At 38.2% G+C, this 25648-nt stretch carries 19 protein-coding genes and 3 tRNA genes; 16 read left to right on the top strand and 6 right to left on the bottom strand.

The window, feature by feature from the left end:
- Positions 1-6: 6 nt before the first annotated feature.
- Entirely contained in the window at positions 7-2112 is a 2106-nt protein-coding gene (locus tag OLW01_RS03580) for a DUF1302 domain-containing protein (RefSeq protein ID WP_268075251.1), read from the bottom strand.
- A gap of 362 nt (positions 2113-2474) precedes the next feature.
- On the opposite strand from OLW01_RS03580, the gene OLW01_RS03575 reads away from it, so the two are divergent.
- The 4 genes from OLW01_RS03575 (at position 2475) to OLW01_RS03560 (ending at position 4653) form a co-directional block, all read left to right on the top strand.
- Positions 2475-2551: transfer RNA gene (locus tag OLW01_RS03575), tRNA-Met, on the top strand.
- A 158-nt stretch (positions 2552-2709) separates the two neighbouring features.
- A tRNA-Met gene (locus OLW01_RS03570) sits at positions 2710-2786 on the top strand.
- 159 nt (positions 2787-2945) lie between these two features.
- Positions 2946-3022 (top strand) — tRNA-Met (locus OLW01_RS03565).
- Between the two features lie 800 nt (positions 3023-3822).
- On the top strand, positions 3823-4653 hold the full coding sequence (locus OLW01_RS03560; protein WP_268075250.1) for a sulfite exporter TauE/SafE family protein: 831 nt from the start codon (positions 3823-3825) through the stop codon (positions 4651-4653).
- Between the two features lie 148 nt (positions 4654-4801).
- Here the strand turns inward: OLW01_RS03560 and OLW01_RS03555 are convergent, their stop codons facing one another.
- The 3 genes from OLW01_RS03555 to OLW01_RS03545 form a co-directional block, all read right to left on the bottom strand.
- Entirely contained in the window at positions 4802-5836 is a 1035-nt protein-coding gene (locus tag OLW01_RS03555; RefSeq protein ID WP_268075249.1) for a methionine synthase, read from the bottom strand.
- Positions 5837-5863: 27 nt separating this feature from the next.
- Positions 5864-6853, bottom strand: a complete 990-nt coding sequence (locus OLW01_RS03550) for a DUF1852 domain-containing protein (RefSeq protein ID WP_268075248.1) — start codon at positions 6851-6853, stop codon at positions 5864-5866.
- 505 nt (positions 6854-7358) lie between these two features.
- Positions 7359-8318: a TIGR03899 family protein gene (locus OLW01_RS03545; protein WP_268075247.1), complete on the bottom strand. Its 960-nt coding sequence runs from the start codon at positions 8316-8318 to the stop codon at positions 7359-7361.
- 373 nt (positions 8319-8691) lie between these two features.
- On the opposite strand from OLW01_RS03545, the gene OLW01_RS03540 reads away from it, so the two are divergent.
- The 6 genes from OLW01_RS03540 (at position 8692) to OLW01_RS03515 (ending at position 16785) form a co-directional block, all read left to right on the top strand.
- On the top strand, positions 8692-10905 hold the full coding sequence (locus OLW01_RS03540) for a two-component system response regulator (protein ID WP_268075245.1): 2214 nt from the start codon (positions 8692-8694) through the stop codon (positions 10903-10905).
- Between the two features lie 360 nt (positions 10906-11265).
- The gene (gene leuA / locus OLW01_RS03535) at positions 11266-12822 is read left to right on the top strand and encodes a 2-isopropylmalate synthase (RefSeq protein ID WP_268075244.1); all 1557 of its coding nucleotides are present in this window, start codon (positions 11266-11268) and stop codon (positions 12820-12822) included.
- A 21-nt stretch (positions 12823-12843) separates the two neighbouring features.
- A complete protein-coding gene (gene leuB, locus OLW01_RS03530) occupies positions 12844-13944 on the top strand; it encodes a 3-isopropylmalate dehydrogenase (RefSeq protein ID WP_268075243.1) in 1101 nt (366 codons plus the stop codon).
- Positions 13945-14026: 82 nt separating this feature from the next.
- A complete protein-coding gene (gene leuC / locus OLW01_RS03525; protein ID WP_268075242.1) occupies positions 14027-15436 on the top strand; it encodes a 3-isopropylmalate dehydratase large subunit in 1410 nt (469 codons plus the stop codon).
- On the top strand, positions 15436-16038 hold the full coding sequence (leuD, locus tag OLW01_RS03520; protein ID WP_268075241.1) for a 3-isopropylmalate dehydratase small subunit: 603 nt from the start codon (positions 15436-15438) through the stop codon (positions 16036-16038). The genes leuC and leuD overlap by 1 nt, the downstream gene beginning before the upstream one ends.
- Before the next feature lie 429 nt (positions 16039-16467).
- Positions 16468-16785: a hypothetical protein gene (locus OLW01_RS03515; protein ID WP_268075240.1), complete on the top strand. Its 318-nt coding sequence runs from the start codon at positions 16468-16470 to the stop codon at positions 16783-16785.
- A gap of 14 nt (positions 16786-16799) precedes the next feature.
- Here the strand turns inward: OLW01_RS03515 and syd are convergent, their stop codons facing one another.
- Positions 16800-17339 (bottom strand): SecY-interacting protein, encoded by a 540-nt coding sequence (gene syd / locus OLW01_RS03510; RefSeq protein ID WP_268075239.1) that lies wholly within the window; start codon positions 17337-17339, stop codon positions 16800-16802.
- Between the two features lie 43 nt (positions 17340-17382).
- Here syd and queF point away from each other — a divergent pair, with 43 nt between their 5' ends.
- The 6 genes from queF (at position 17383) to OLW01_RS03480 (ending at position 25056) form a co-directional block, all read left to right on the top strand.
- Positions 17383-18231, top strand: a complete 849-nt coding sequence (gene queF / locus OLW01_RS03505) for an NADPH-dependent 7-cyano-7-deazaguanine reductase QueF (RefSeq protein WP_268075237.1) — start codon at positions 17383-17385, stop codon at positions 18229-18231.
- Positions 18232-18383: 152 nt separating this feature from the next.
- Complete coding sequence (locus OLW01_RS03500; protein WP_268075236.1) at positions 18384-19949, top strand: GGDEF domain-containing protein; 1566 nt, start codon at positions 18384-18386, stop codon at positions 19947-19949.
- A gap of 60 nt (positions 19950-20009) precedes the next feature.
- Positions 20010-21368: a nucleotide 5'-monophosphate nucleosidase PpnN gene (gene ppnN, locus OLW01_RS03495; RefSeq protein WP_268075235.1), complete on the top strand. Its 1359-nt coding sequence runs from the start codon at positions 20010-20012 to the stop codon at positions 21366-21368.
- 2 nt (positions 21369-21370) lie between these two features.
- Positions 21371-22072: an SDR family oxidoreductase gene (locus OLW01_RS03490; RefSeq protein ID WP_268075234.1), complete on the top strand. Its 702-nt coding sequence runs from the start codon at positions 21371-21373 to the stop codon at positions 22070-22072.
- 84 nt (positions 22073-22156) lie between these two features.
- Positions 22157-24025, top strand: coding sequence for a hypothetical protein (locus OLW01_RS03485; RefSeq protein WP_268075233.1), 1869 nt, complete (start codon positions 22157-22159; stop codon positions 24023-24025).
- A 23-nt stretch (positions 24026-24048) separates the two neighbouring features.
- Positions 24049-25056, top strand: coding sequence for an isocitrate dehydrogenase (locus tag OLW01_RS03480; protein ID WP_268075232.1), 1008 nt, complete (start codon positions 24049-24051; stop codon positions 25054-25056).
- A gap of 2 nt (positions 25057-25058) precedes the next feature.
- On the opposite strand, the gene OLW01_RS03475 is transcribed toward OLW01_RS03480, so the two are convergent.
- Positions 25059-25640: an SRPBCC family protein gene (locus OLW01_RS03475; RefSeq protein WP_268075231.1), complete on the bottom strand. Its 582-nt coding sequence runs from the start codon at positions 25638-25640 to the stop codon at positions 25059-25061.
- Positions 25641-25648: the final 8 nt, after the last annotated feature.

The following is a 25648-nucleotide window of genomic DNA, read 5'->3' as shown; positions in this document are numbered from 1 at the left end:
GCTAAATTAAAGCGAATATTTAACGCTTAGTGATACATAGTCTCTATCCGCAAAACCATTACTTTTACCAACTCCGCCCCAAAATGAATTGTAGCCTAATTCTACCGCTAGCTTACTTTGATAATCGAAATTAACACTAAATGCAGCTGATTTGCGATCTTCGACAAATAAAAACATAGGATCTGGGGTTATGCCATTAACATCGTGCGAAAATACAATTTTAGGCTGAACATTTACACCATAAAATAAATTATTGTAAGACAATCTAGCTAAAATTTTATAACCCCACGCTGAAGCAGTCGGGAAAGGCGTCGTTTCTATCCCATTTGAAAGACCAGTAATTAAACCTTGATTCACAGGTAAAACCCCACCGCGAGCTGTGCCTGGGCCATTTAACCTTAATTCATCGTATTCAGGCATATCTTGAATGTGAACAACACCTGCCTCCCCTAGCAAGGCAAGCGAATCAGATCCTAACATTGGACCAAATAAATGTGTCAATGTGGCTTGCGCCTGTACTGTATCCCGTAAAATATAACCTTGTGCAATACCACCAGAGGGTACTTCTGGTAATTGCGAGACTCCTTCCAAATCTGGACGTAAACCTGCATTTGCTAATTGTTCAGGCATCCCAGCATAAAGTAACTCAACATCATCGACTTGCAATGGTTCATCTTGACGGTAAGCAATTTCGCCTGCAAGTGCTGTTTCATTGATACTGGTATTAAAACTAAACCCATATAGTTTAATGTCTTCTGGGTATTCTAAATAAGCTTGGGTAAATACATTCAAATTTTGGAAATTTTTATTTGAAATTGTATTATTTAACAAATATTGAATATCCTGATAAACACTACCCAACTCAAAATTACTCGCTTTACCTGAATTAATTGGTCGACGACTATGGTAGTTCATAAAATAAAAACCAAATTCAGAGTCATTTAAATCTGGCGAATAAACCCCAAGTTTTAACCCGTACTGACCGCCATTTTTCGGTTTTTGGTCACCATTTTCTTCTCTAGCTTTAATCGCTGTTTTTGTACCGTATAAATAATAAGGGGCCGTGATTTGATAAAATTGTTCGGCTAATTGTGCTTGCTGGCTTGCATCTGCCTGCGCAATTTGCCCAACTAAATTATTAATATCATCAATATTTGCATTTAAATACCCCTTAACAGAGCCATTTAGCTGATTCACCAAATATTCGGTATTAATGTCTGGGTTTTGAGTAAAACCAATTTGCACATTATTTTGATAGCCGCCATATCCAGCAAAATCATTGGTTGAAAAATAGCTACCAGGTGCCGGTAAAATAGTTTCTTGCCATTCATACTGATAAAAGGCATCTAAATAAATATTATCCGTTAAACTAATCGATCCCCATAACATGCCAACCGGAATAAAAGCTTCTTTTAATTCAGCACCTGGCGCTTTTAATCGAGATATATCAACCGGGTTAATAGCGTTAATCCCATGCGCGATTAACGAACTTTCCCCCCAGCTTACTACTTGTTTACCTAATTTGACGGAGACGGGTTTATCTGCAATATCAAAGTAGCCATAGACAAAAGCATCTAAAAAGCGAAAATCTTGGCAAATTCTTTCTTTGGCTTGTTTATCAGCACAAAGGTCATAATATTCACCTGTTAACGGATGTTTCCATGCTTTCTTTTGTTGTGCAGCCTGATCGTAAAAATACATAAACCGAGTAAAAACACCCCAGTCACCTGCATTGATATCTAACTCGTGCGTTCCTGAGAACATTCGAGAAAATGCTTCGCCTGGATCATGATTTAAATTTGCTAAGTCACCATTTGCAGAATATGAGCCAGGTTGATCCCAAATATCGGCGGGATCATATATCGGATTTAACACCGCGTTGTAAGGACCTTGCTCGTTTGCCCATTGAACATTGGGATGATTATTTTTCCCAATTAATGACCAGTCTCTATTTTCAACTCTATAACTTGTGCCCAGCGTAAATGTAGAATCAAAGCTAACGTCTAAACCAGCAATATCAAACTGGGCAGCAAAAGAATTTGAAACGCTCAAAAAGCTTGCGGCAATAACAGGCACTAACTTTATAGTGCTTAACCGTACAAATCGACTCATATTAATTTAACTCCTTCTACAACTCCAAGTAGGATAATACTAATTAAACAAATTAGACTTTACATATACAATTACAATATTTTAACACAATATAGTGGTCTTACCACCTAATTCCTAAAAAGTTAATCTAATTATATTCCATTAAACAATTTCTGCTAAAATAGATAATTAAGATATAGATATAAGTTATTAATTTACAGTTAAGCTGAAAATTAATAATAAACAAGGCAAATTGATTACCAATTGAGCAACTGAAATATTATTTAAGATTAAAGCTTGCAATATAAAACAAATCCATTAGTATGCACGCCTCGTTACGCAGCAACGCACTTTTAAGTTGTAGCGATTAACAAAAGAATTGTCGCGGGATGGAGCAGTCTGGTAGCTCGTCGGGCTCATAACCCGAAGGTCGTAGGTTCAAATCCTGCTCCCGCAACCATTTTACAATTTGGTTAGTAGATATAAAGTATTCGCCCTCAGGCTCTCACTTATATCTCAAAGGTCGTTAAGTTAAATCCAGCGCCCGCAACCATTTTAAAATATAAATACTAGAAAGGATTTCTAGTCGCCAGTAAACGGATATACACATCTCATTGTCGCGGGATGGAGCAGTCTGGTAGCTCGTCGGGCTCATAACCCGAAGGTCGTAGGTTCAAATCCTGCTCCCGCAACCACTTTACAATTTGGTTAGTAGATATAAACAATTCGCCTTCAGGCTCTCACTTTATATCTCAAAGGTTGTAGGTTCAAATCCTGCTCCCGCAACCACTTTTAAATGCAAATACTAGAAAGGATTTCTAGTCGCCAGTAAACGGATGTACACATCTCATTGTCGCGGGATGGAGCAGTCTGGTAGCTCGTCGGGCTCATAACCCGAAGGTCGTAGGTTCAAATCCTGCTCCCGCAACCATTTCTTTTTTATTTGATATCTTAATCATTTCAAAATATAGCCTTGGTCACTCGTCGGTCTCAGCTTATATAAGACCAGCGAACGTCGTAGGTTCAAATCCTGCTTCCGCAACCATTTCTTTTTTTTATTTGATATCTTACATTTCAAAATATAGCCTTGGTCACTCGTCGGTCTCAGCTTATATAAGACCAGCGAAGGTCGTAGGTTCAAATCCTGCTCCCGCAACCATTTCTTTTTTATTTGATATCTTACATTTCAAAACATAGCCTTGGTCACTCGTCGGTCTCAGCTTACATAAGACCAGCGAAGGTCGTAGGTTCAAATCCTGCTCCCGCAACCATTTCTTTTTTATTTGATATCTTAATCATTTCAAAACATAGGCTTTGTCACTCGTCGGTCTCAGCTTACATAAGACCAGCGACGCTCCGCAACGCTTAAAGCTAAAAAGCCAATGACCGCTCCCCCCTCTAGTACCGCTATAGTTGAACTGCAATTAACATAAACATAATGTACCGCCTTTCGTGATTGTTTTAACTGGCGCTTTCAACTTTACTTGCTCAGGCTTTTATTTTAATGATGATAAAATTTCATTAATTGATGAAATTTTATCACTTACTAATCAGCCAAATACCTTTAAAATTAACGGATTAAAAATATAACTTCAGCAACATATCGCAAGCTCGTACGATTTATTTAATAAGTTTTATCGTTTACATCATAGATCGCCTTATGATCGACCACGTTTTTAACTAGTTGGTGATAAGATCTTTATCAATAATTAAACATAGCAGCCGTCATTAATGAATATAATTGAATTTATTACAAACAACTTATCGACTTTTTTAGCGTTAGCCGCCACTGGGATATTCGCAGGTGTTTTAGCCGGTCTATTAGGCGTAGGTGGTGGTATTGTCATAGTACCGGTACTATTTTTCTTATTCCAAAGTTTTGGCGTATCGCCCGAATCAGCGATGTTAATTGCAACTGCCACCTCACTGGCTACGATAGTTCCTACTTCAATCAGTTCCATCCGCTCTCACAATCAAAAAGGCAATGTCGACTTTAACCTTCTTAAACGTTGGGCGGTTTTTATTTTTATTGGTGTATTAACTGGCAGTTGGTTAGTCACTCGGGTTGATGGCACCATACTGACCATGCTATTTGGGGTAATAGCGACCTTATCTGCACTCAATATGCTATTTAGAACAGGAAAATCTGCCCTATTTCAACAACTGCCTAATACTGCAGGCCAAAACGTTATGAGCGGGTGTATTGGTTTTTTCAGTGCAATGGTCGGAATTGGCGGCGGAACTATCTCTGTGCCATTATTAACACTTTATAACTACCCAGCTCATAAAGCAGTGGGTACTGCTGCAGCTATCGGTCTTATTATTTCGTTGCCGGGTGCCCTCACAATGTTTTTATTCGGCACGACACCAGCCGATGCACCGGTTGGCACATTTGGCTTAGTTAATCTAATGGCTTTATTTTGTATTGTACCGCTTACTGTATTATTTGCACCGGTAGGGGCATCATTATCAGCTAAATTAGACGCTATAAAACTGAAGAAAATTTTTGCGCTGGTATTGCTATTCACTGGCCTGCGCATGTTGGCTGAGCTTGTTTTATAAGCTCATGGTGAAAGTTTACGAATAGGATATTGATTAGCCTTTAGTTCAGTATCTGATTTAACGGGGCAATTGCTCCTCGTTAAATCAATAATGTAAGCAATCAAAAATATAAACCGCTAAGAAGTTATATTAATGACTGCGCACTGGTTTACGATGTTTGCAAAAGTTCGTTTCGAACAATCTCTGCGCCAGCACTTAAAGCATTGAGTTTACCTCTTGCAATTTCACGAGGTAAAGGTGCCATACCACAGTTTGTACAAGGGTAAAGTTTGTCGGCATCAACAAACTTTAGTGCTTCTCGCAACGTATTAGCGACTTCTTCAGGCGTTTCAATCATATTATTTGCGACATCAATGGCGCCTACCATCACTTTTTTACCCCGAACAAGTTCCAACAATTCAATAGGCACATGAGAGTTATGACACTCTAGCGATATAATATCGATATTAGAGTTTTTAAGTTTGGGGAAAACCGCTTCGTATTGTAGCCATTCTGAGCCTAACGTTTTTTTCCAGTCGGTATTCGCTTTAATACCATACCCATAGCAAATATGCACGGCGGTTTCGCACTTAAGCCCTTCAATTGCTCGCTCTAAACAGGCAATACCCCAATCATTAACGTCATCAAAGAATACATTAAATGCGGGTTCATCAAATTGAATGATATCCACCCCTACAGCTTCTAACGCTTTCGCTTCTTGATTAAGAATTTTGGCAAATTCCCAAGCAAGCTTTTCACGGCTCTTATAGTAATCATCAAAAAGCGTATCTATCATTGTCATCGGACCTGGCAAGGCCCATTTTATAGGTTGTTTAGTTTGTTTGCGTAAAAATTTGGCATCTTCCACAAAAACTGGCTTTGGTCGAGAAACAGCACTAACCACCGTTGGAACGCTAGCCTCGTAACGATCACGAATTTTAACAGTTTTACGGTTCTCAAAATCAACGCCACTCAAGTGCTCAATAAATGTCGTCACAAAGTGCTGCCGGGTTTGCTCGCCGTCACTCACAATATTAATATTGGCTTGTTGCTGTTCTTGCAAAGACAAACATAATGCATCATGTTTTCCGTCGATTAACTCCTCACCTTGCAATTTCCAAGGTGACCAGAGTTTTTCAGGTTGTGCCAGCCATGATGGCTTAGGCAAACTGCCTGCTGTTGAAGTCGGTAATAAGATTTTCATAATAAATTTTATTGTTCCTTTTAATGGTTAAGCAGGTTCGTTAAGTGAGTTATTAGCAGACCACTGCTCAAGCACGCTTTGGTATGGTTTGATTAAATGCTCCTCGGCAAACTTTCCTTGCTTAATAGACAACTTGCTACGCTCCTCTCGATCGTAAACAATTTGTGTTAACGAATGATCTTGGTTTTTTAAATTTGGTTGATAAGCCTTGCCTGCCACCGCATTGGCATTATAAATTTCTGGTCGATATATTTTTTGAAACGTTTCCATCGTGCTAATAGTGCTTATCAACTCCAAGCTTGTGTAATCATTTAGCAAATCGCCAACAAAATAAAAAGCCAAAGGGGCGACACTATTTGGTGGCATAAAATAACGAACGTGTAAGCCCATTTTTTTAAAGTATTGCTCAGTCAAAGAAGTGTCATTGGGTTGATACTCAAGACCTAATACGGGGTGCTGGTTTTCAGTTTGATGATAAATTTTATTATCCGATACGCTCAGGCAAATAACAGGCGGTTTATTAAAGTGCTGTTTATAAGCGTTTGAATTCACAAAATACTTAAATAGCTTTCCATGCAGCTCGCCAAAATTATCCGGGATACTAAATGTAGATTGATTCTTATTATGTTCAGACAGCAATACACTAAAATCATAATCTCTCACATAAGAGGAAAAATTATTGCCGACTATACCCTCAATGCGTTTATTCGTTTTATGATCAACTATATTTGTTTTCAGTATTTCAATCGTTGGAAAGGTATGAGTTTCCCCTTCTATTTTCATATCGACAGAAATGATATCAAGTTCAACTGAATAACGTTCGCCTTTAGGGTTATCCCAATGTGCTAACGCATTAAAACTATTGTTAATCATTTTTAAAGCTTTGCGTAAATTCTCTTTACGGCTCTTTCCTCTGGCTAAATTAGCAAAATTAGTTGTGATACGAGTGTTGTCTGAAGGCTGATAATTTTCATCGAGACAATTATATTTAATCGTAAATGTGAAGTCTTTATTCATCGTAATTTGCGACCCTATTTTGTTAGAACAAAATGCTCCGAAACCAAATCCCATGAAAAATATCCTGAGATAAAATTTAAATTTATTTTTTACGTTTGGTGTATTTTCCAATCTACCGCGCTGAGCTCTCTAATGAGTCGTCTTTACGTATATCTACGATATCTAACAAGATCTCACAGCGATATTGACGAAAGTTAAGAGCAGAGTGTGTTTTATACTTTGAAGCTAACATGAATAAAATTGATTTTAATTCATTAATTAATGAATTATTTTTATGGATTGGCAGTGGTATATTTTTAGAGTTGGCTACAAACGCCGTCCACAGGGAATTTCGGGCTAAAGTTGCTTTATCGTTTAAAACAACTTTTAAGACAACATTGACTAAAATTTAAATAATTTTTTAGGTAGAAAACCTAAACGCGGAACCATTCGCTAACTCGGCATAGAAAAAGCTTACGATTGACCATACAGTTATCAGTTATTAATTTCGAAAAATAACGGTCGACTAACTGTCTTGGGTGGAATTAATCGATATTTCAAGCTCTGGTGTAAAAGTATCAGTCATTTGTTTAAAATAATCTTGCTTAGCGTTTCCGGCAATTAAACTAGCTAATTCGATTCCTGTTTGTGTCAGCTTATAATAAGTCAAGATGGTGTTATCATTTTTCACTTTTATATTAATTTTGTGCTGTCTGTTCTCAAGAGCTAACGCATGGTTGATTGGATAAGGTGAGCTTTCAATTTCACTTGAATAGATTAATCCAAGTTCAATCAAGCTGAGCAAATCAGGATAGCTCAACCCAAATTTACTTAAATTAAGGTGTTTAGGTTTAACGGATTTAAACCAACTTAACAGCCCAAGCTGGCAATATAAGCCAGTTAAAATTTTACCGCCTTTATCTGATTTATCTGTCATTGCCAATGCGCACGCAGCTTGAAAAATATTCGCCTCTTGATAAGTCATTGTCTTTAACGTAACAAGCGCTCGCAACGAAAAACGGTTTGGTTTAGCAGTTTGCATGGCTAATATTTTGCCCCACAATTGCTGCATTGGGCGTGCATAAATACTTTCAGCTGCTTCAAAAAATTGATATAGCCAATCTGGATCGACTTCTGCTTGGGTTCGGCTACTATCAATATACTCAGCTGAAAATTCTAATATTTGCTCAACATTTTGTTGCTTTTGCAGCATTTTCAAACGTTTGCGTCGATTAGCCCTTTGCTCTAGGTTTAATGGTTTGTCATCTTTTTTAGCTTTATCAAACCCAAATTTATGTGCAATTTGCTGTAATCGATATAAATTATTCGCGGTATTATCAATCGACACTTTTGCTTTGGGAAAAGCCTCTAACTGATTATCTTTTTGCACATGCGCTACACTACCTGATTGTGGATTGGGTTTCTTCACTGCTTTATTATCAGTTTGTAAATCTATATTAGCTTTAGAATGGCCGTCTATTTTCACCTTATTCACCCGTTGTCAATTTAATCGATAATTTCTGGTTAAAAGCCTTTAGCTAATACAAAAACATCGTAATTTTGTGACCCTTTTTGCTTAACTTAGCTTTATTTATTAGCAGTTCATTTCTAAGCTATTTAAGTGTATTTAGTTTTTTAATTCAATTACAAGCATAACATCAGGTAAATTAAATTGACGTTATTGTGAGCATAACTCGGCTCTGCCAATTGCTAAATACAATGTGTTATCACTATCGTCAAAATAGCATAAAAATAACGCGAAACAGCCTAAGTTAAAAATAAACAAGGTTAAACTCATATACATTAATCATCGTATTCATTTATATGTCACCGTATCAACTGAACAAAATAGGTAAATTATGAGCGCACACCCTAGCGGTAATGATAATCTTTTTTTATTTGCCGACGAAGAAGAGCCGCAAGAAGAGGTTAATGATACTGATAATTGGCATATATTAATCGTTGATGATGACAAAGAAATCCACACCGTAACTCAGCTCGCATTATCGGGCGTTAAAATTTTGGGAAAAAGCTTATTTTTTGGTCACGCTTACTCCGGTAGAGACTCTGTTGTTTATTTACGGGAACATTCTGACGTTGCTATTATTTTAATGGACGTTGTAATGGAGAGCGACAATGCGGGTTTAGATGCGATTAAGCAAATTAGAGATGTTTTACACCAACACGATACCCGTATTATTTTACGTACAGGACAACCTGGCTATGCACCTGAAGAGCAAATAGTCCAAGACTATGATATTAATGATTATAAAACGAAAACCGAATTAACTCGCAGTAAATTAGTGACGACGATTATTTCGGCTCTGCGTAGTTACAAACAACTTTGTCAAATAAAACAAAATCACGTTTATCTCCAGCAAATAGTCGAAGCCAGTTCTCACATTCAAAAACAGCCCCAGCCGGAAAAATTTGTACAACTAGTAGTTTCTCAATTTAGCCAATTATTACGACTCCCGCTACAAGGTTTGCTACTAGTTCAAACGCTTAATCAAAGTGAAAATAGAACTTATGTCGTAGGTGCCACTGACGAATTTGAATCATTAACTCAGCAATCACTTGAACAAATTGACAATGGACGAATTATTCATCAAGTCAGTTTATGTTTAACTCAAGAAGATCATCAACTTAATGAACATGACACTGTACTTTTCATTCCGGGACAAAAGCATCATGCTGCACTTTATTTAGATTCCGGCATTCAACGATTAGAACAACGCCCTTATATTGACGTATTTTTATCAAATATTTCAGTTGCTTTAGATAATATTAAATTAATCCAGCAGCTTAAAACAACCGCCTATACTGATAAACTAAGCGGTCTCTATAACCGTGCTGGTTTTATTAAAGCCGTGAACCATTATTTACAAAACGAGCAAATGGGAGATGTAATCGCATTAATCGACATTAGCCATTTTTCAGAAGTCAACCATGGGTTAAGTCAAGAAATTGGCAATTTAATGCTCAAAGCCTGTGCCGACCGATTAGCTGAACAGTTCTCTAACCATTGTCAACTGGCCAGAGTTAACGCCGATGTATTTGGCATTATAGGTTCAAAAGAAACGTTAAATCCAGAATCAATCGAATCCCTATTCAGCTTTCCGCTAATGGTTGCAGAGCAACGCATGCCTGTTTATTTTAATATGGGTTTTTTATCTCGAGATGATTCAACCACAACAGGTTTGCAAGCTCTAAAGCGAGCTGACATTGCGCTAAACCATGCTAAAAAACATAATACCCAAAAATACGCCTACTTTGATGACACACTCGAACAAAAAATGGCTTGGCGCCTTGGAATGGCTCAACAACTTAGAGCTGATTTTAAGGCCCAAAAATTACAGCTTTGGTTTCAACCGCAAATTGATCTTCAAACAACAAAAGTAGTTGGTTGCGAAGGTTTGCTAAGATGGCCAACTGAAAATGGAAACATGATATCGCCCGATATCTTTATACCAATTGCTGAACATTCAGGGCTTATCATTGAAATTGGCGATTGGGTCATTGAACAAGCTTGCAGAGAGATAAAACAGCTGGAAAACTTAGGTATTACTAAGATTAAAATTTCAGTCAATGTTTCCATTGCCCAGTTTAGAGACCCTACTTTTTCCAAAAAATTGGTCCACACCATCGAATCTTTCAACGTTAATCCTGAATTAATTGAACTCGAAATCACCGAGAGCATTCTAATGAATAACCCTAACGCGGTTATTAACGTACTTAATCAACTAAAAGCACATGGCATTCAAATTGCGTTAGATGATTTTGGGACTGGGTTTTCTTCATTAAGTTATTTAAATAAATTGCCGCTTAGTCGCATGAAAATTGACCGCTCATTTGTCCAAGATATGGATAGCGGAAATGGAAAAACCATAGTACAAACCATTTTATCATTAGGCCAAAAATTAACGCTGAAAACAATTGCTGAAGGCGTAGAAACCGAAACACAAGCTCAATACTTAACAGAGTTAGGCTGTGATATTATTCAAGGATATTTATATTCAAAACCCCTGCCCCCGGAAGACTTTAAACTATTTATCGAGCAGTCACTTAAATAAATTTTACAGAAAATGGCCTGTTCAATATTGAAATCCAACAATTTCGAACCCATTAGCTAAGCCTTGATTTGTTTGGGCTGTTCAATTTGAATTATCAATTGACATTGGCGCTCGGGCAACTCAAAATAGGTCTTACAAATAGTATTTGTTAGATCAATACAAAACTCAATTTAAGGTTCTGGTAAATGAAAACTTTATGTCTGATAACTCACTTACTGCGATTGCTAAAATTGCATAGGCGGGTTTGTACTTGGCATAAATAATTATTTAACCGAATGTCATTACAAAACCCGTGCTTTAGGCGCGGGTTTTTTGTTAGATTCGTAGCTGATTCCGGGCCCGAAAAACAGGAGCTGAACAATGTCAGACCAAGTCATAATCTTTGATACTACCCTACGTGATGGTGAACAAGCGCTGTCAGCAAGTTTATCTGTGCGCGAAAAATTACAAATAGCGCTAGCCCTTGAGCGTTTAGGCGTTGATGTAATGGAGGCTGGTTTTCCTGTTTCAAGTCCTGGTGATTTTGACTCCGTGCAAACAATTGCAAAGCATATCAAAAATTCTGTAGTTTGTGGCTTAGCTCGGGCTGTTGAAAAAGACATAGACGCATGTGCTCAATCATTAAGTGTTGCCGAGCAATTTAGAATCCATACATTTATTTCTACATCAACCATTCATGTTGAACAAAAATTAAAACGAAATTTTGATCAAGTTTTAGAAATGGGCGTAAACGCAGTTAAATATGCCCGTAAATTTACCGACGATGTTGAATTTTCGTGTGAAGATGCTGGCAGAACCCCAATTGATAATTTATGCCGCATGGTTGAAGCCGCGATTCGTGCTGGCGCAAAAACCATTAATATTCCTGATACGGTTGGCTACACAATTCCAAACGAATTTGGTGGCATTATCAATACCTTATTTAACCGCGTGCCTAATATTGATCAAGCCATTATTTCCGTTCATTGCCATAATGATCTTGGGCTTGCCGTCGCTAATTCAATTTCAGCTGTACAAAATGGCGCAAGGCAAGTTGAATGTACTATAAATGGCATTGGTGAACGCGCTGGTAATTGTGCTCTTGAAGAAGTCGCCATGATATTAAATACCCGCGAAGATTTAATTAAAACCAATAGTCGACTTAACAACAAAGAAATTTTTCATGCATCACGCTTAGTGAGCCAGCTATGTAATATGCCAGTCCAACCTAACAAAGCGATTGTTGGTGCAAATGCGTTTAGCCATTCGTCCGGCATACATCAAGATGGTGTTTTAAAAGCAAAAAATACCTATGAGATCATTACCCCGGAAAGCATCGGCAAAAGCACCAATGATTTAAATATGACCTCGCGCAGCGGTCGTCATGTTATTAAACACAGGATGGAACAATTAGGTTACGCAGCGACGGATTATAGTTTAGATGAACTTTATGCCAGCTTTTTAAAATTGGCAGATAAAAAAGGTCAAGTGTTTGATTACGACTTAGAAGCACTACTTTACTGCAACCAGCAACAAATGGACAAGCAGCATTATCAGCTTACCTATTTAGCTGCAGTGTCAGGTTCGAACGAAACTGCAACTTCTGGGGTTAAATTAAAAGTTGGTGATGATATAATAGCAGGATCTGCTCTGGGTAATGGCCCGGTTGATGCAACCTATCGAGCATTATTAGAACTAATAGATTTAGAGTTAGAAATTATAGACTACGCCATATCAGCTAAAACAGGCGGCGAAGATGCACAAGCTCAAACTGATATCGTAGTCAAATATAAAGGCAAAAAATACCGAGGTTTTGGTCTTTCTACCGATATAGTAGAAGCTTCAGCGCAAGCATTAGTTCATGTAATGAACTTAACCTACCGCGCCGACCAAATTGAATTACAAAAGCAGGCTAAGCAAAACGAGCAAGCTAAATAAGTTAAAATTAGGAAGTCAGTAATGTCTGAAAACACAATGAAAATTGCAGTACTCGCCGGTGACGGCATAGGCCCTGAAGTGATGGCCGAAGCGCTTAAAGTACTTTCTGTCGCTGAGCAAAAGTTTAGCGTGAAATTTAATTTTGATGCCAAAGATGTCGGCGGCGCTGCAATTGATAATCATGGTGAAGCTTTACCAAAATCAACCGTTGCAGCTTGCGAAGCTGCTGATGCTATTTTATTTGGTTCAGTTGGCGGGCCAAAGTGGGCAAATTTACCCGCCCAAGAACAACCAGAACGTTGTGCATTATTAGGCTTACGTGGCCACTTTGATTTATTTAGTAACTTACGCCCTGCTCGTATATATCCAGGTTTAGAAGCTTTATCACCACTACGTGAAGATATTGCTAAAAGTGGTTTTGACACATTAGTGGTGCGTGAACTTACCTCTGGTATTTATTTTGGACAACCAAAAGGTCGAAGCGGCGAAGGTGAAGAAACCTATGGGTTTGACACTATGCGATATTCTAAAAAAGAAATTCGCCGAATCGCCAAAATAGCGTTTGAAGCCGCTTTAAAACGCGGTAGTAAAGTTCATTCAATTGATAAAGCAAATGTACTACAAACAAGCGTATTATGGCGCGAGGTGGTTGAAGAAGTTGCAAAAGATTACCCAAGCGTATCACTTGAACACATGTACATTGACAACGCTGCTATGCAACTTATCCGTTATCCAAATCAGTTTGACGTGATGCTTTGCTCAAACTTAATGGGTGATATTATTTCAGATGAGTGCGCTATGATTACTGGCTCTATGGGGCTACTACCTTCAGCTTCAATTAACGAAGCCGGCTTTGGTATGTACGAACCAGCTGGCGGTAGTGCGCCAGACATTGCAGGTAAAGGCATTGCTAACCCTATTGCACAAATATTATCAGCCTCTATGATGTTACGTTTTAGCTTTAACCGAGGCGATATTGCAGACGCAATAGAAAAAGCCGTGGTTCAAACGTTAAACGATGGCTATTTAACAGGTGAATTATTAGCACCTGAAAAACAAGACCAAGCAAAAACGACATCTCAAGTCGGTGATTACATCGCAAATTTGTTATCTGCAAGCTAACAAATAAGTAAAATCACCAGACAGTATTTGGCTTAATTAATCCTCAATTTAAGCCAAATTAATAAGCTAGCCGGAGTTTAAAATGGGCAAAACTTTATATCAAAAAATTTATGATGCACACATTGTTCGTGCACAAGAAGGTGAAACACCTTTAATTTACATTGACCGACACTTAGTTCACGAAGTGACATCACCTCAAGCTTTTTCAGGATTGCGTGAAAAAAACCGCCCTGTTCGCGCGGTTAATAAAACATTTGCCACTATGGATCATAATGTATCAACCAAATCATTAGCCGTAGATGCAGCTAGTCCAATGGCACGCATTCAAATGCAAACCCTTGAAAATAACTGCCAAGAGTTTGGTGTACCACTTTACAAAGTAGGTGATTTACGCCAAGGGATCGTTCATGTTATCGGCCCTGAACTCGGTATTACTTTACCTGGCACTACCATAGTATGTGGTGACTCTCATACCGCTACCCACGGTGCATTTGGCGCACTTGCGTTTGGTATAGGTACATCAGAAGTTGAACACGTTTTAGCAACACAAACCTTAAAGCAAAACGTTGCTAAAACAATGAAAATTGAAGTAAATGGTGTATTACCTTTTGGGGTTACCGCCAAAGATATTATTTTAGCCATTATAGGTAAAATAGGCATGGACGGCGCAACAGGCCATGTTATGGAATATACAGGGAGTGCGATTGAATCTTTATCAATGGAACAACGCATGACTATCTGTAATATGAGTATTGAAGCTGGTGGTAAAGCAGGCTTAGTTGCACCGGATCAAACCACAATTGATTATTTACAAGGGCGCGAATTTGCACCTAAAGATGATGCTTGGGTTGAAGCCGTTGAATACTGGAAAACATTAAAATCAGATCCAGACGCTCAATTTGATACAGTTGTCAATTTAAAAGCAGAAGACATTGAACCCCAAATTACTTGGGGCACAAACCCAGGTCAAGTTATTGGCGTAAACCAAGCCATACCTAAACCCAGTGATTTTTCAAATGCAGTAGAAAAAGCATCAGCGCAAGCTGCGCTCGATTATATGGGTATTCAAGCAGGTCAATCGCTAACTGACTTACCTGTTGATAAAGTATTTATTGGTTCATGTACCAACAGCCGTATTGAAGATTTACGTGATGCCGCTGCAGTTGCCAAAGGCCGCCAAGTAAAACCGGGAATCGAAGCAATTGTGGTACCAGGCTCAGGTCAAGTAAAACAGCAAGCTGAAGCTGAAGGGTTAGACAAAGTTTTTATTGAAGCTGGCTTTGAATGGCGTTTACCTGGCTGTTCAATGTGTCTTGCAATGAACGATGATAAATTAGGCTTTGAAGAACGTTGTGCTTCAACATCCAACCGCAACTTCGAAGGTAGACAAGGCCGTGGGGGCCGTACCCACCTAGTAAGTCCTTCTATGGCGGCGGCTGCTGCTGTTGAAGGTCATTTTGTTGATGTTCGTCAATTAATGGAGGCTAAATAATGTCAGGTATTACACAAATCAAAGGCAAAGTTGCCCCATTAGATAAATCAAATGTCGATACTGATGCCATTATCCCAAAGCAATTTTTACAAAAAGTAGACCGTACCGGTTTTGGTGTACATTTATTTCACGACTGGCGCTATTTAGATGAAGCCGGAACCCAAGACAATCCAGAATTCACATTAAATAAACCTGAGCACCAAGGTGCCAATGTATTGTTATCTCGTGAAAATTTTGGCTGTGGTTCAAGTCGAGAGCATGCGCCTTGGGCAATAAAAGACTATGGTTTTGATGTTGTCATCGCTAGCAGTTTTGCTGATATTTTTTACGGCAACTGCATGAATAATGAAATTTTGCCAATTAAATTAACAGATGTTGAAGTAGAAACATTATTCCAAGCCGTGCAAGCAGATGCAAATGTTACATTTGATATTGATTTACCAGCACAGACCTTAACGGTAAATGGTCAAACGTATCAATTTCCAATTAATGAGTTTCACAAGCATTGTTTAGTCAACGGCTTAGATTCAATTGGTTGGACTTTACAGTTTGCCAGCGATATAGATACCTATGAAGCTAAATTGCCAAACTGGTTAAAGTAAAGATTAGCTTTAAAAGCTCGGTTATTTCCCGCCGAGCTTTTGTATACCCGAGCTACTTCAAGATGCATGTTTCAGAGCTATCACAGCGCTTTCAATACAAGGCATGTAGGTAAAGGAATGTAGGCACCTTTCAAACCAATATAACGCAGTAGTGTAAGCGCTGTGAAGCTCCCAAAGGGCCGGGCTAAAAATGCCTGATACGGCGTTAAATTGCTTTGATGTAGAATGACTATACCTTCAGCAATTTGCCTTGTCTCATGCATTTTTTTCTCCGGCTGAAATCAAGCATCTTGAGGTAGCACGGGTATATCTACTCTGCAATTTTTCCACTTGCCAAGGTAAACACTACCACCTTACTCAAAATACTTGGCCTGCCATACACGAGCTGATAATATTTAAATTATCAAAAATAACCATAAAGCCTTATCAATGAAACAAGAACTCGCTCTTCAGCAAGTATTTGAAACTATCTGTCAGTTGCACATGGACAATAAACAGGTTTCAGTTGCCAACATCAAAAATAAAATGATTATCTCAGCGCCACTTCCACTTATTACCAAAGCAATTTCAGCGTTTAAGCAAGATCCAGATAACTATCTAAAAAGCTATCAAGAAAATAAACCTCGCCAGCTTGAGGTTAATAGCCCAGATATAACAAAACCCAGTAGCCTTGAGCAAAGAGTTGAACAATTAGAACGCCAAGTAGCAGAGTTAAGTAAACAACTACTCGAGCGCTCTAAAAATTAACTCACTCAAAATTTTTATTTAAACGTCAGTAAATCAATAAACTCGCTTATGCTGTCTGCTAATTTTAAATGAGGCTCACAACCCACTTTTTCTAACATGACTTCGCCCGTTTTATTTAATACAGAAATCAGATACTCATCATTATCTGTTGTTGCAATAAAAACACTGGCTTGCTGTTTTAATTTACGCTTCATCATTAGATGACCCAGCATATTCTCTTGTAAAATAGCAAAGTCATCTTCGTTCCACACTTGAATTAAACTCAATAAATCACCTTGCCAGTAAGCTTCAAGTGTCGGGGCGTAAAAGGCGGTATAAAAAGAATGGATATCTGGGTGCAATTGAACTTCAAGCGCTATCTCTATATTGTTTAAGCTTTCAGATGTACTTCGCTTAACTGGCTTCCAGTTTATTTTCCCTTCATTCTCATTTCCAGATTGACAAGGGCTTTGCCATTCTGGATCATATTCAATTATACCATGGTCAATTAAACCACTGGCCTGAATGTGTCGCTGGAAAAATCCAGCCAAAGCACTTTCAACAGAGTCAGACATATTCAACTACTTTTACTTAATTAATAAACGGTTATTTAGCCTTATGTCACAGCAGAAAACAAGTGCTTTACTTCAAGAATTAACCCTAGGTAAAACAACTAGCTATACCAATCAATACGATCCTACCCTACTGCAAGCCGTACCTCGAACAATGGCACGCGACACTTTAGGTGAAATTGACACACAATATCTTGGGCAAGATATTTGGACAGGTTATGAAGTATCATGGCTAGAACCTACAGGCAAGCCTGTGGTTAAAATTGTTGAGTTTGTATTTCAGGCTCACTCTGAAAATTTAGTTGAATCTAAGTCATTTAAGCTATATTTAAATAGTTTTAACCAAACTCGTTTTAAATCTGAGCAAGCCGTAAAAAAACTCATGCAGCAAGATTTAGCCGCTATGTCGGGCGAAAAAGTAGAAGTAACCATTTACTCACTCGACCAATACACCCAAAAAGGCCTTACCTTATTTTCAGGAGAACTCATTGATGACGCGCCCATTGAAATCGATACATTTGAGTATAACCCAAAATTATTAACCGCTGAAACACCTGCTGAAAACGTGAACGAAACCCTGACTTCACATTTGCTTAAATCTAACTGTTTAGTCACAGGCCAGCCAGACTGGGGCAGCGTATTAATTCAATACTCAGGCCCTAAGATTTGCCGCAGCAGTTTGTTAACTTATTTGATTGGTTTTAGAAATCATAACGAATTTCATGAACATTGTGTCGAACGAATATACACAGATATAAATAACCAGTTTAAACCTGATGAACTATTAGTGTATGCAAGATATACTCGACGTGGTGGTTTGGATATCAACCCAATCAGAGCGAGCCATACTCAATTAATAGCACAAACTAAATGGTATCGGCTAGCTAGGCAATAACAGTTAAAAATTAACTTAACCTCATTGCAAAATCTAAGCTACACTATTTGCAATAGGTTGAGATTAATCAATAAGTTGCTATTTAACTAATTTTGTAAAGCTGCCAAAAATGTATACATAAGCTATATTATCGAATTTGCCAGGAAAACTCTGTGTCTGACGAAAAAATAGAATTATTAAAAAAGAAACTATTATCTTCCATTCAAGCTCGCCAGAGCCTTGAGCGAAGTTACGAAAAACAATTCACAAGCCTAACTGCATTTATAGGTAAGTTAACGAATACCTGCAAAGGATTAGATGTTGAATTAGATAATCGTTTAGGCAAACTTCGAACACATTTAAATAAAAATACCAACATTAGCAAACTAGAACCTCTCATCACTGAATTGAGCAAGCTACTCAACCAGCAAAGCAATAAAAACGCACAACAACTACAACAAGCTCAAGTTGCGCTATTAGGTGCAGCTAAAACCCTGCAAAAATTTAAAGGTTTACCCAACGAATTTAGAAGAAGTTTACGAGGGGTTATTCAACAAATAGAGCAACCAGATAACAGCTATATACATTTAATCCCCGTGTTAACTCAGCTCGTTAATTTATACCAAGAGTTTGCAACTTTAGAAATTAAAGAGCTCGAAGCAACGCCAGCATCTACCGATGACACAGCAGCACTTGAGCCACTTCGTCAAAAAGCCTCCGCTGAGCTCATTAATATTTTAAGCCATATTGCGTTTTCAGGTGAAAACGCCGATAAAGTTGATAAAATAAGACACACCCTATCGAGTCATGTTTCAGCAGCATGTTTAGTCGAGTCTTGTGTAGAGGTGATTCGCTTAGTTGTCGGCAGTATTACAGAAGAGCGCCAATCCGCTCAAAGCTTTCTATTTAGCTTAAATGATGCGTTAAGTTCCGTTCATTCGGCAGTATCTACCTCTATCTCTGGCTCTCAGTCAATTAACGAATCAAAACAAAAGTTAAATGCTCAGCTAAAAGATAACTTAACGGGAATGTCCGACGAGGTAAATAAAGCCACAACTTTAGATGGCTTAAAAAAGCAAATCAACTTACGCATAGCTGATATTATTGATGCGCTTAACCAAAAAGAATCACTGGAATCACAAGAGCATCAGCTATTAATTGGCAGCTTGTCAGAAATGGAATCTCGCTTAAAAGAATTAGAAGTCGAAGCTGAAGAATATAAAAAGAAACTATCGGAACAACGCTTTAAATCACTTCAAGATATGCTGACTAAGCTACCTAACCGAGCCTCGCTAGATGAACGCATGGAGCTTGAATATCGCCGTTGGATGCGGTACAGCCACGATTTATGTGTCGTTGTGGCCGATATTGACCACTTTAAAAAAATTAATGATAAATTCGGCCACTCAGTGGGCGACCGAGTACTACAAATTGTGGCCGCTACCTTGCAAAAAGGCCTGCGAGAGACAGACTACATAGCACGTTATGGCGGGGAAGAGTTTGTATTAATTTTTCCTGAATCTAAACTAAAAGAAATTGACATCAAATTGAATCACTTGCGTGAAGCCGTTAATAAAATACCTTTTAAATTCAAAAATGCAGATTTAAAGGTAACCATTTCAATGGGTGCGACCCAATTTAAAGCGATAGACCAACCACAAAGTGCATTTGATCGAGCCGATCAAGCCCTATATAAAGCAAAAGCATCGGGCAGAAATAAAGTCATATTAACAAGATAGATCAGTTTCCATTTATCTTTATCTAAACGATGGCTCACTCCCAAAGATCAAGAGGTGTATATGATCATAGAAATTAACCCTGTTGGCACAATGGATTTATTGTCTCAACTAGAGGTAGATAAATTAAAACAATCTTCAACTAGTGATTTATATCGCTTATACAGAAACTGTTCACTTGCGGTATTAAATGTCGGCAGTGATACAGATGACAGCGCTGAAATTTATGACAAATTTAAAGATTTTGATATTAATGTGATTCCACGCGAACGCGGGGTTAAATTACAACTCATCAACCCGCCCAGCCACGCATTAGTTGACGGTGAAATTATTACCGGTATTCAAGAGTTATTGTTTGATGTGTTAAGAGACATTCTTTATACCGGCGTGCGCTTAAAAGAATTAAGTAATATTGATTTAGCCCATCCGGCTCACCTAACCCATTATGTGTTTGATATTTTACGAAATGCAGGTGCCCTGCAAACCCATAAAGATCCAAACATGATTGTTTGCTGGGGTGGACACTCTATTCGCTCTCATGAATATCAATACACCAAAGACGTTGGCTACGAAATGGGTTTACGTGGTTTAAATATTTGCACAGGCTGCGGCCCTGGTGCAATGAAAGGCCCCATGAAAGGTGCAACCATAGCGCATTTAAAACAACGAATAAAAACAGGCCGATATTTAGGTTTAACTGAACCTTCGATTATAGCCGCTGAGCCGCCTAATCCTATTGTCAACGAACTCGTTATTTTACCTGATATTGAAAAACGCTTAGAAGCTTTTTTACGGGTTGCACATGGTATTGTCATTTTTCCGGGCGGCGTAGGTACGGCTGAAGAACTTTTATATATTTTAGGCATTATGCTCAACAGTGCCAATCAAACCTTATGTTTACCTATCGTATTGACTGGGCCAAGCGAAAGCCAAACTTATTTTGAAGAGCTTGATCAATTTATCCGAGCCACCTTAGGCGAAGCTGCAACTAATTTATATACGATAATTGTTGATGACCCTGTTGCAGTTGCCCAGCACATGAAAAACTATATGTCAGAAGTAAGAGCAAACCGCCGGATGACAGGCGACGCCTATCACTTTAATTGGTCACTAAAAATTGAGCCCGAGTTTCAACAGCCCTTTGTCCCAACTCATAAAAATGTAGCCGGGCTCAATTTAATGCTCAATCAAGACACCGCCAGCTTAGCCGCCAATTTGCGACGCACTTTTTCTGCAATTGTTGCCGGTAATGTAAAAGAGGAAGGGATAAAAGAAATACAAGAGCACGGCCCATATAAAATACACGGCGACCATAGCTTAATGCTCATGATAGATGATCTCTTAAAAGCGTTTATCAAACAAGGTAGAATGAAACTTCCAGGTGCGGTTTATAAGCCTTGTTATCAAATAGTACAGGATTAAATATGCAAAAAACGGTTTTAATAACAGGCGCCAATCGTGGTATTGGGCTTGAATTTGTTAAACAATACCATAGCGCTGGATACCAAGTCATTGCGACAACTCGTAACCCACTTGCGCAAGATGGACTCAAAGTATTTAGTCAAGCCAACCCAGATGTTAAAGTCATTTCAGTGGATATTAGTGACGATAAGCAACTCGCTGGGCTGGCGTCTATGTTAAAAGATCAACCCATTGATATCTTAATTTCAAATGCAGGATATTACGGACCAAAAGGTGAAGCGAGCCAATTTGGTCAGGTTAATCACCAAGAATGGATCAAAACCTTTAATATTAACACCATAGCGCCTCTAAAGTTAATTGAAGCCATCCACTCTAATTTAATTGCCGGTAAAGAAAAAAAGGTCGCTTTTTTAAGCAGTAAAATGGGTAGCATGGCAGATAATAGCTCAGGTGGCAGCTATATATATCGTTCATCAAAAGCAGCGTTAAACGCTGTGATTAAAAGTTTATCCGTTGATTTAGAAAAAGATAAAATTAATGTCGTTTCGTTACATCCAGGTTGGGTTCAAACTGAGATGGGTGGCGTAAACGCGTTAATCGATACCCAAACATCAGTTAAAGGAATGACCAAAATCATCACCAAGTTAAATTCTAAAAACTCTGGTGAGTTTATTGCCTATGACGGTAAAAAAATTCCTTGGTAGCGAGATACAAATAGTTGCTATCTATGCCATCATAGGTAGCGCAAAGCATCTTCCGGTTGCTTGGTTATATAAGGTTAACTCAGCATGTCTGTTACTACTGCGGATTTAATTCAATCCACATTTCGTTTATTAAAATCACACCAAAAACTGCACCAAGATGCACTTCAAGCCCAGAAACAAGAAAAAACCAATAATCTAGCACAGCCAATATCACTGACGCAGTGGATAGCTAAGTTTCGAAAAATTTCAACTCAATGGTTAACTGATTTTTATCACGCTCCTGAGCTTATTTCTAGCTTTTACTTTTTACCTACTCCATTAAAGCTCAATCAACAAAGATATTTAAAAACAAACATTTTATTACTTAATTTCATTAACGAACTTAATTTACCCAAAGCACTCGCAATCGAATTGTTGACCGCTAGTGCAATTAGAGATAGCGCAATATACCCTCTACTCAACCAAACTGAATATCATCTGTTTGAGCTCATAAAAAACAAACCTCAAACCAACCCCCTTATTAACATTATTTATAAGAGTGCCAGTAAAACCGCGCAGTTTATAAAACCTGAAACTAACGAAACAACACAAAATTTACTTATCAATTCATTACTAACCAATCAATATGAATTTATAGATGGTTCAGGCGTTAACCAACGCATTATCTGTACGTATCATCCACAAAACCCAATTGCATTAAGCCTGTTTAGCTTTTGCTGCCATTTAGTTAATTTAGATATTTTGTATCCCAAACTCGCTAATTGGACACTCAAATTAAAATTTTTAAGCCGGCACTGGTTTCAAAAAGTCGATACTTTTTACCTCAACTTATTACATAAACAGTGGCAATCACTTCCGTTAGGCAGTTTAATTAATTACCATAATCAAGCTGGCTATTTACTCTTTAAATACCAACAAAACAAAAGCGACTACGCCATTATATATGCACAAGATAGCTTGCACACATGCCATTGGGATAGTTTAAGCATGGCATTGCCAAGTGACTTTGCAGTCCTACCTGATCAAACAAAATTGCTCGCTTTATACAAAACCCAGTTGCCTTCGTATATGTCGGCACTTGAGCTAAACTTTAATTCAAAACCAAAACATAACTCAATACCAAAAATTCAATTATCGGCACATTTACCTACCTTGCAGCTAGTTCAAAATTTGCAACAAGCTAACGACCCAATTGATTTTATGTGTAAGCAATTAAATCAATCAAAAAACCAAACAATAACCCAAGATTTAATTGACTATACGAAACAAAAAAGCTCAAAAGTTTCAAACAATTTAAGCGTTAATCAAGCAATAATGATGCTAGGCAGCGACGCGATAGCGCCTTGGTTAGTTCAAAATACAATTGAAAAACCAATGATGTCACAGCATCATCAAAGCAAGCATTGGCTTCAGTGTTTTCAATTAACAGCTCAACATATTGCTGAGCAAATCGCACTCGATGCAGCCAAAATAAATCCCCAAACGGCTCGTTTATTAGTGAGCTTTGCGCTTTTACCCTACTTTTACCATTCAAAAATAAACACTAAATCTGCATTTCCATTTAAGCTATCCACCGATTTAGCAAATATATTTTCACTAGATAAAAATTATGCTCAGTTGAGTCAACAAATCGCGGTCAATTGGAGGCAGCCAAGTTGGTTGTGCCAAGCGCTCATTAATAATCAACTTACTCTTAATAAGTTACCTAGAGATATCGAAAATAGCCTAGCAAATGAAGCAGTCTGTTTATTAAAAATAAGCTTTTTTGCCACCGTCATAACTTACCAGTCGTATCATTTAAAACAAATGAATGATCTTGCCCAACAAAACAAAGCCGTCTATGATGATCTCAATTACAGCATGAGTCGACTTAATATAACTTGGCAAAACTTGCTCACTCTCATTGATAACACTAGCTTTAAACACCACTTTTTTTGTCCCATAGCACACTAACGTTTTGTGAACACGAGGTTTATATGACACAGCAACGCATCACCATTATTCCCGGCGATGGTATTGGGCCCAGCATTGTCGAATCAGCTGTGCAAATTTTAACAAAATTAGATTGCGGTTTTGAATTTGAATATGCAGACGCCGGTTTAGCCGCCTTAGAAAAAACAGGTGAATTACTACCCGCCGCGACACTTGAATCTATTAAAAAAAATAAGGTGGTCTTAAAAGGTCCTCTAACAACCCCTGTTGGTGAAGGTTTCACCTCAATAAATGTTACTTTGCGTAAACAATTTTCTTTATACGCTAATCTACGCCCTGTTATTTCATTTAAAGGGACTCAATCACGCTATGAAGATATTGATATAATTACCATTCGCGAAAATACACAAGGCATGTATTCTGGTTTAGGCCAAACCTTATCTGACGATGGTGAAACCGCCCAAGCGACAAGCCAAATAACTCAACAAGGCGTTAAAGCTATTGTCACCTTTGCGTTTGAACTCGCTCGTAAAGAAGGCCGAAAAAAAGTCACCATGGTGCATAAAGCCAATATTCTAAAATCAACCTCAGGCCTGTTTTTAAAAGTAGCAAAAGAGATTGCGGCACAATATCCTGATATAGAATCAAACGACATGATAGTGGACAATACCTGCATGCAATTGGTTATGAATCCTGCGCAATTTGATGTTATTGTCACCACCAATTTATTTGGCGATATTATCTCTGATTTATGTGCAGGTTTAGTTGGCGGTTTAGGTATGGCACCCGGGGCTAATATTGGCCAAGATTGCGCTATTTTTGAAGCCGTACATGGCAGCGCCCCGGATATAGCCGGTAAAAATTTAGCAAATCCCACATCAGTTTTACTGGCTTCAGTTCAAATGCTTGAGCACCTGTCAATGAAAAATAAAGCCGATAAACTCAGGTTCGCAATCAGAGATGCTATAGCAGCCGGTGATCGCACAACTCGAGACTTAGGCGGTGAATCTGGCACTAGTGAGTTTACCCAAGCGATTTTGGAAAGATTATAAGCTTAACCTTTTCTTCCTATTAGGGCTTTTAAGTTATTAAAACTTTGCCACATACTGCGCAGCAGTATTTTATTTGTTAGCATGGCAGGCGCATCGCCATTTAAATGGGTAATTGAGGTGTAAGTTAAGGTACGGCTTTTATTCGTTTTGTCGTCAGTGAGCAGCCATATAGAGTAAGGTACGCTAACAATAGTTTCATTTAACAAGTGAGTATATTTATCTTGCTGGTCTACCGATACAATTTTAAAGCCTGTGTCGGTAAATTGAAACTCAGATGTTAAAACCATTTGCCGAGCACTTAAGGGCCAAACTGCTTTAAATTCAAATAAAGTCGTCATCTGAGTTTGACCATGATGCGCGACCACTTCAGCTTTATCTAAAAAAGCCATCCATTGTTGGATATGATCAATTTGAGAGATAAAATTTAACGCACTTTCTGGTGTCGTATTATTAATATTTAGCTGCGCTTTTATTGCTAAAGCACCACTCTTTTTTACCCTTTGGTAGCTCACGGAAACGTCATTGGCTTGTCGCCAGATTCGCCAACTATCATCCAACATAGGCTCAGCTCTAGTTGCACTCATAGTTAAAA

It is taken from the genome of Catenovulum adriaticum, assembly GCF_026725475.1.
Taxonomy (GTDB): domain Bacteria; phylum Pseudomonadota; class Gammaproteobacteria; order Enterobacterales; family Alteromonadaceae; genus Catenovulum; species Catenovulum adriaticum.
This window is presented reverse-complemented; position numbering and strand designations above follow the sequence as displayed.

Bases quoted from the DNA above. Each gene is read 5' to 3' on its own strand.
- leuC (WP_268075242.1), top strand. From the start codon at position 14,027: ATGGGCAAAACTTTATATCAAAAAATTTATGATGCACACATTGTTCGT.
- ppnN (WP_268075235.1), top strand. From the start codon at position 20,010: ATGATCATAGAAATTAACCCTGTTGGCACAATGGATTTATTGTCTCAA.
- OLW01_RS03480 (WP_268075232.1), top strand. From the start codon at position 24,049: ATGACACAGCAACGCATCACCATTATTCCCGGCGATGGTATTGGGCCC.
- OLW01_RS03490 (WP_268075234.1), top strand. From the start codon at position 21,371: ATGCAAAAAACGGTTTTAATAACAGGCGCCAATCGTGGTATTGGGCTT.
- OLW01_RS03550 (WP_268075248.1), bottom strand. From the start codon at position 6,853: ATGAATAAAGACTTCACATTTACGATTAAATATAATTGTCTCGATGAA.
- OLW01_RS03540 (WP_268075245.1), top strand. From the start codon at position 8,692: ATGAGCGCACACCCTAGCGGTAATGATAATCTTTTTTTATTTGCCGAC.
- OLW01_RS03515 (WP_268075240.1), top strand. From the start codon at position 16,468: ATGAAACAAGAACTCGCTCTTCAGCAAGTATTTGAAACTATCTGTCAG.
- queF (WP_268075237.1), top strand. From the start codon at position 17,383: ATGTCACAGCAGAAAACAAGTGCTTTACTTCAAGAATTAACCCTAGGT.
- leuA (WP_268075244.1), top strand. From the start codon at position 11,266: ATGTCAGACCAAGTCATAATCTTTGATACTACCCTACGTGATGGTGAA.
- leuB (WP_268075243.1), top strand. From the start codon at position 12,844: ATGTCTGAAAACACAATGAAAATTGCAGTACTCGCCGGTGACGGCATA.
- OLW01_RS03485 (WP_268075233.1), top strand. From the start codon at position 22,157: ATGTCTGTTACTACTGCGGATTTAATTCAATCCACATTTCGTTTATTA.
- OLW01_RS03555 (WP_268075249.1), bottom strand. From the start codon at position 5,836: ATGAAAATCTTATTACCGACTTCAACAGCAGGCAGTTTGCCTAAGCCA.
- OLW01_RS03580 (WP_268075251.1), bottom strand. From the start codon at position 2,112: ATGAGTCGATTTGTACGGTTAAGCACTATAAAGTTAGTGCCTGTTATT.
- leuD (WP_268075241.1), top strand. From the start codon at position 15,436: ATGTCAGGTATTACACAAATCAAAGGCAAAGTTGCCCCATTAGATAAA.
- syd (WP_268075239.1), bottom strand. From the start codon at position 17,339: ATGTCTGACTCTGTTGAAAGTGCTTTGGCTGGATTTTTCCAGCGACAC.
- OLW01_RS03560 (WP_268075250.1), top strand. From the start codon at position 3,823: ATGAATATAATTGAATTTATTACAAACAACTTATCGACTTTTTTAGCG.
- OLW01_RS03475 (WP_268075231.1), bottom strand. From the start codon at position 25,640: ATGAGTGCAACTAGAGCTGAGCCTATGTTGGATGATAGTTGGCGAATC.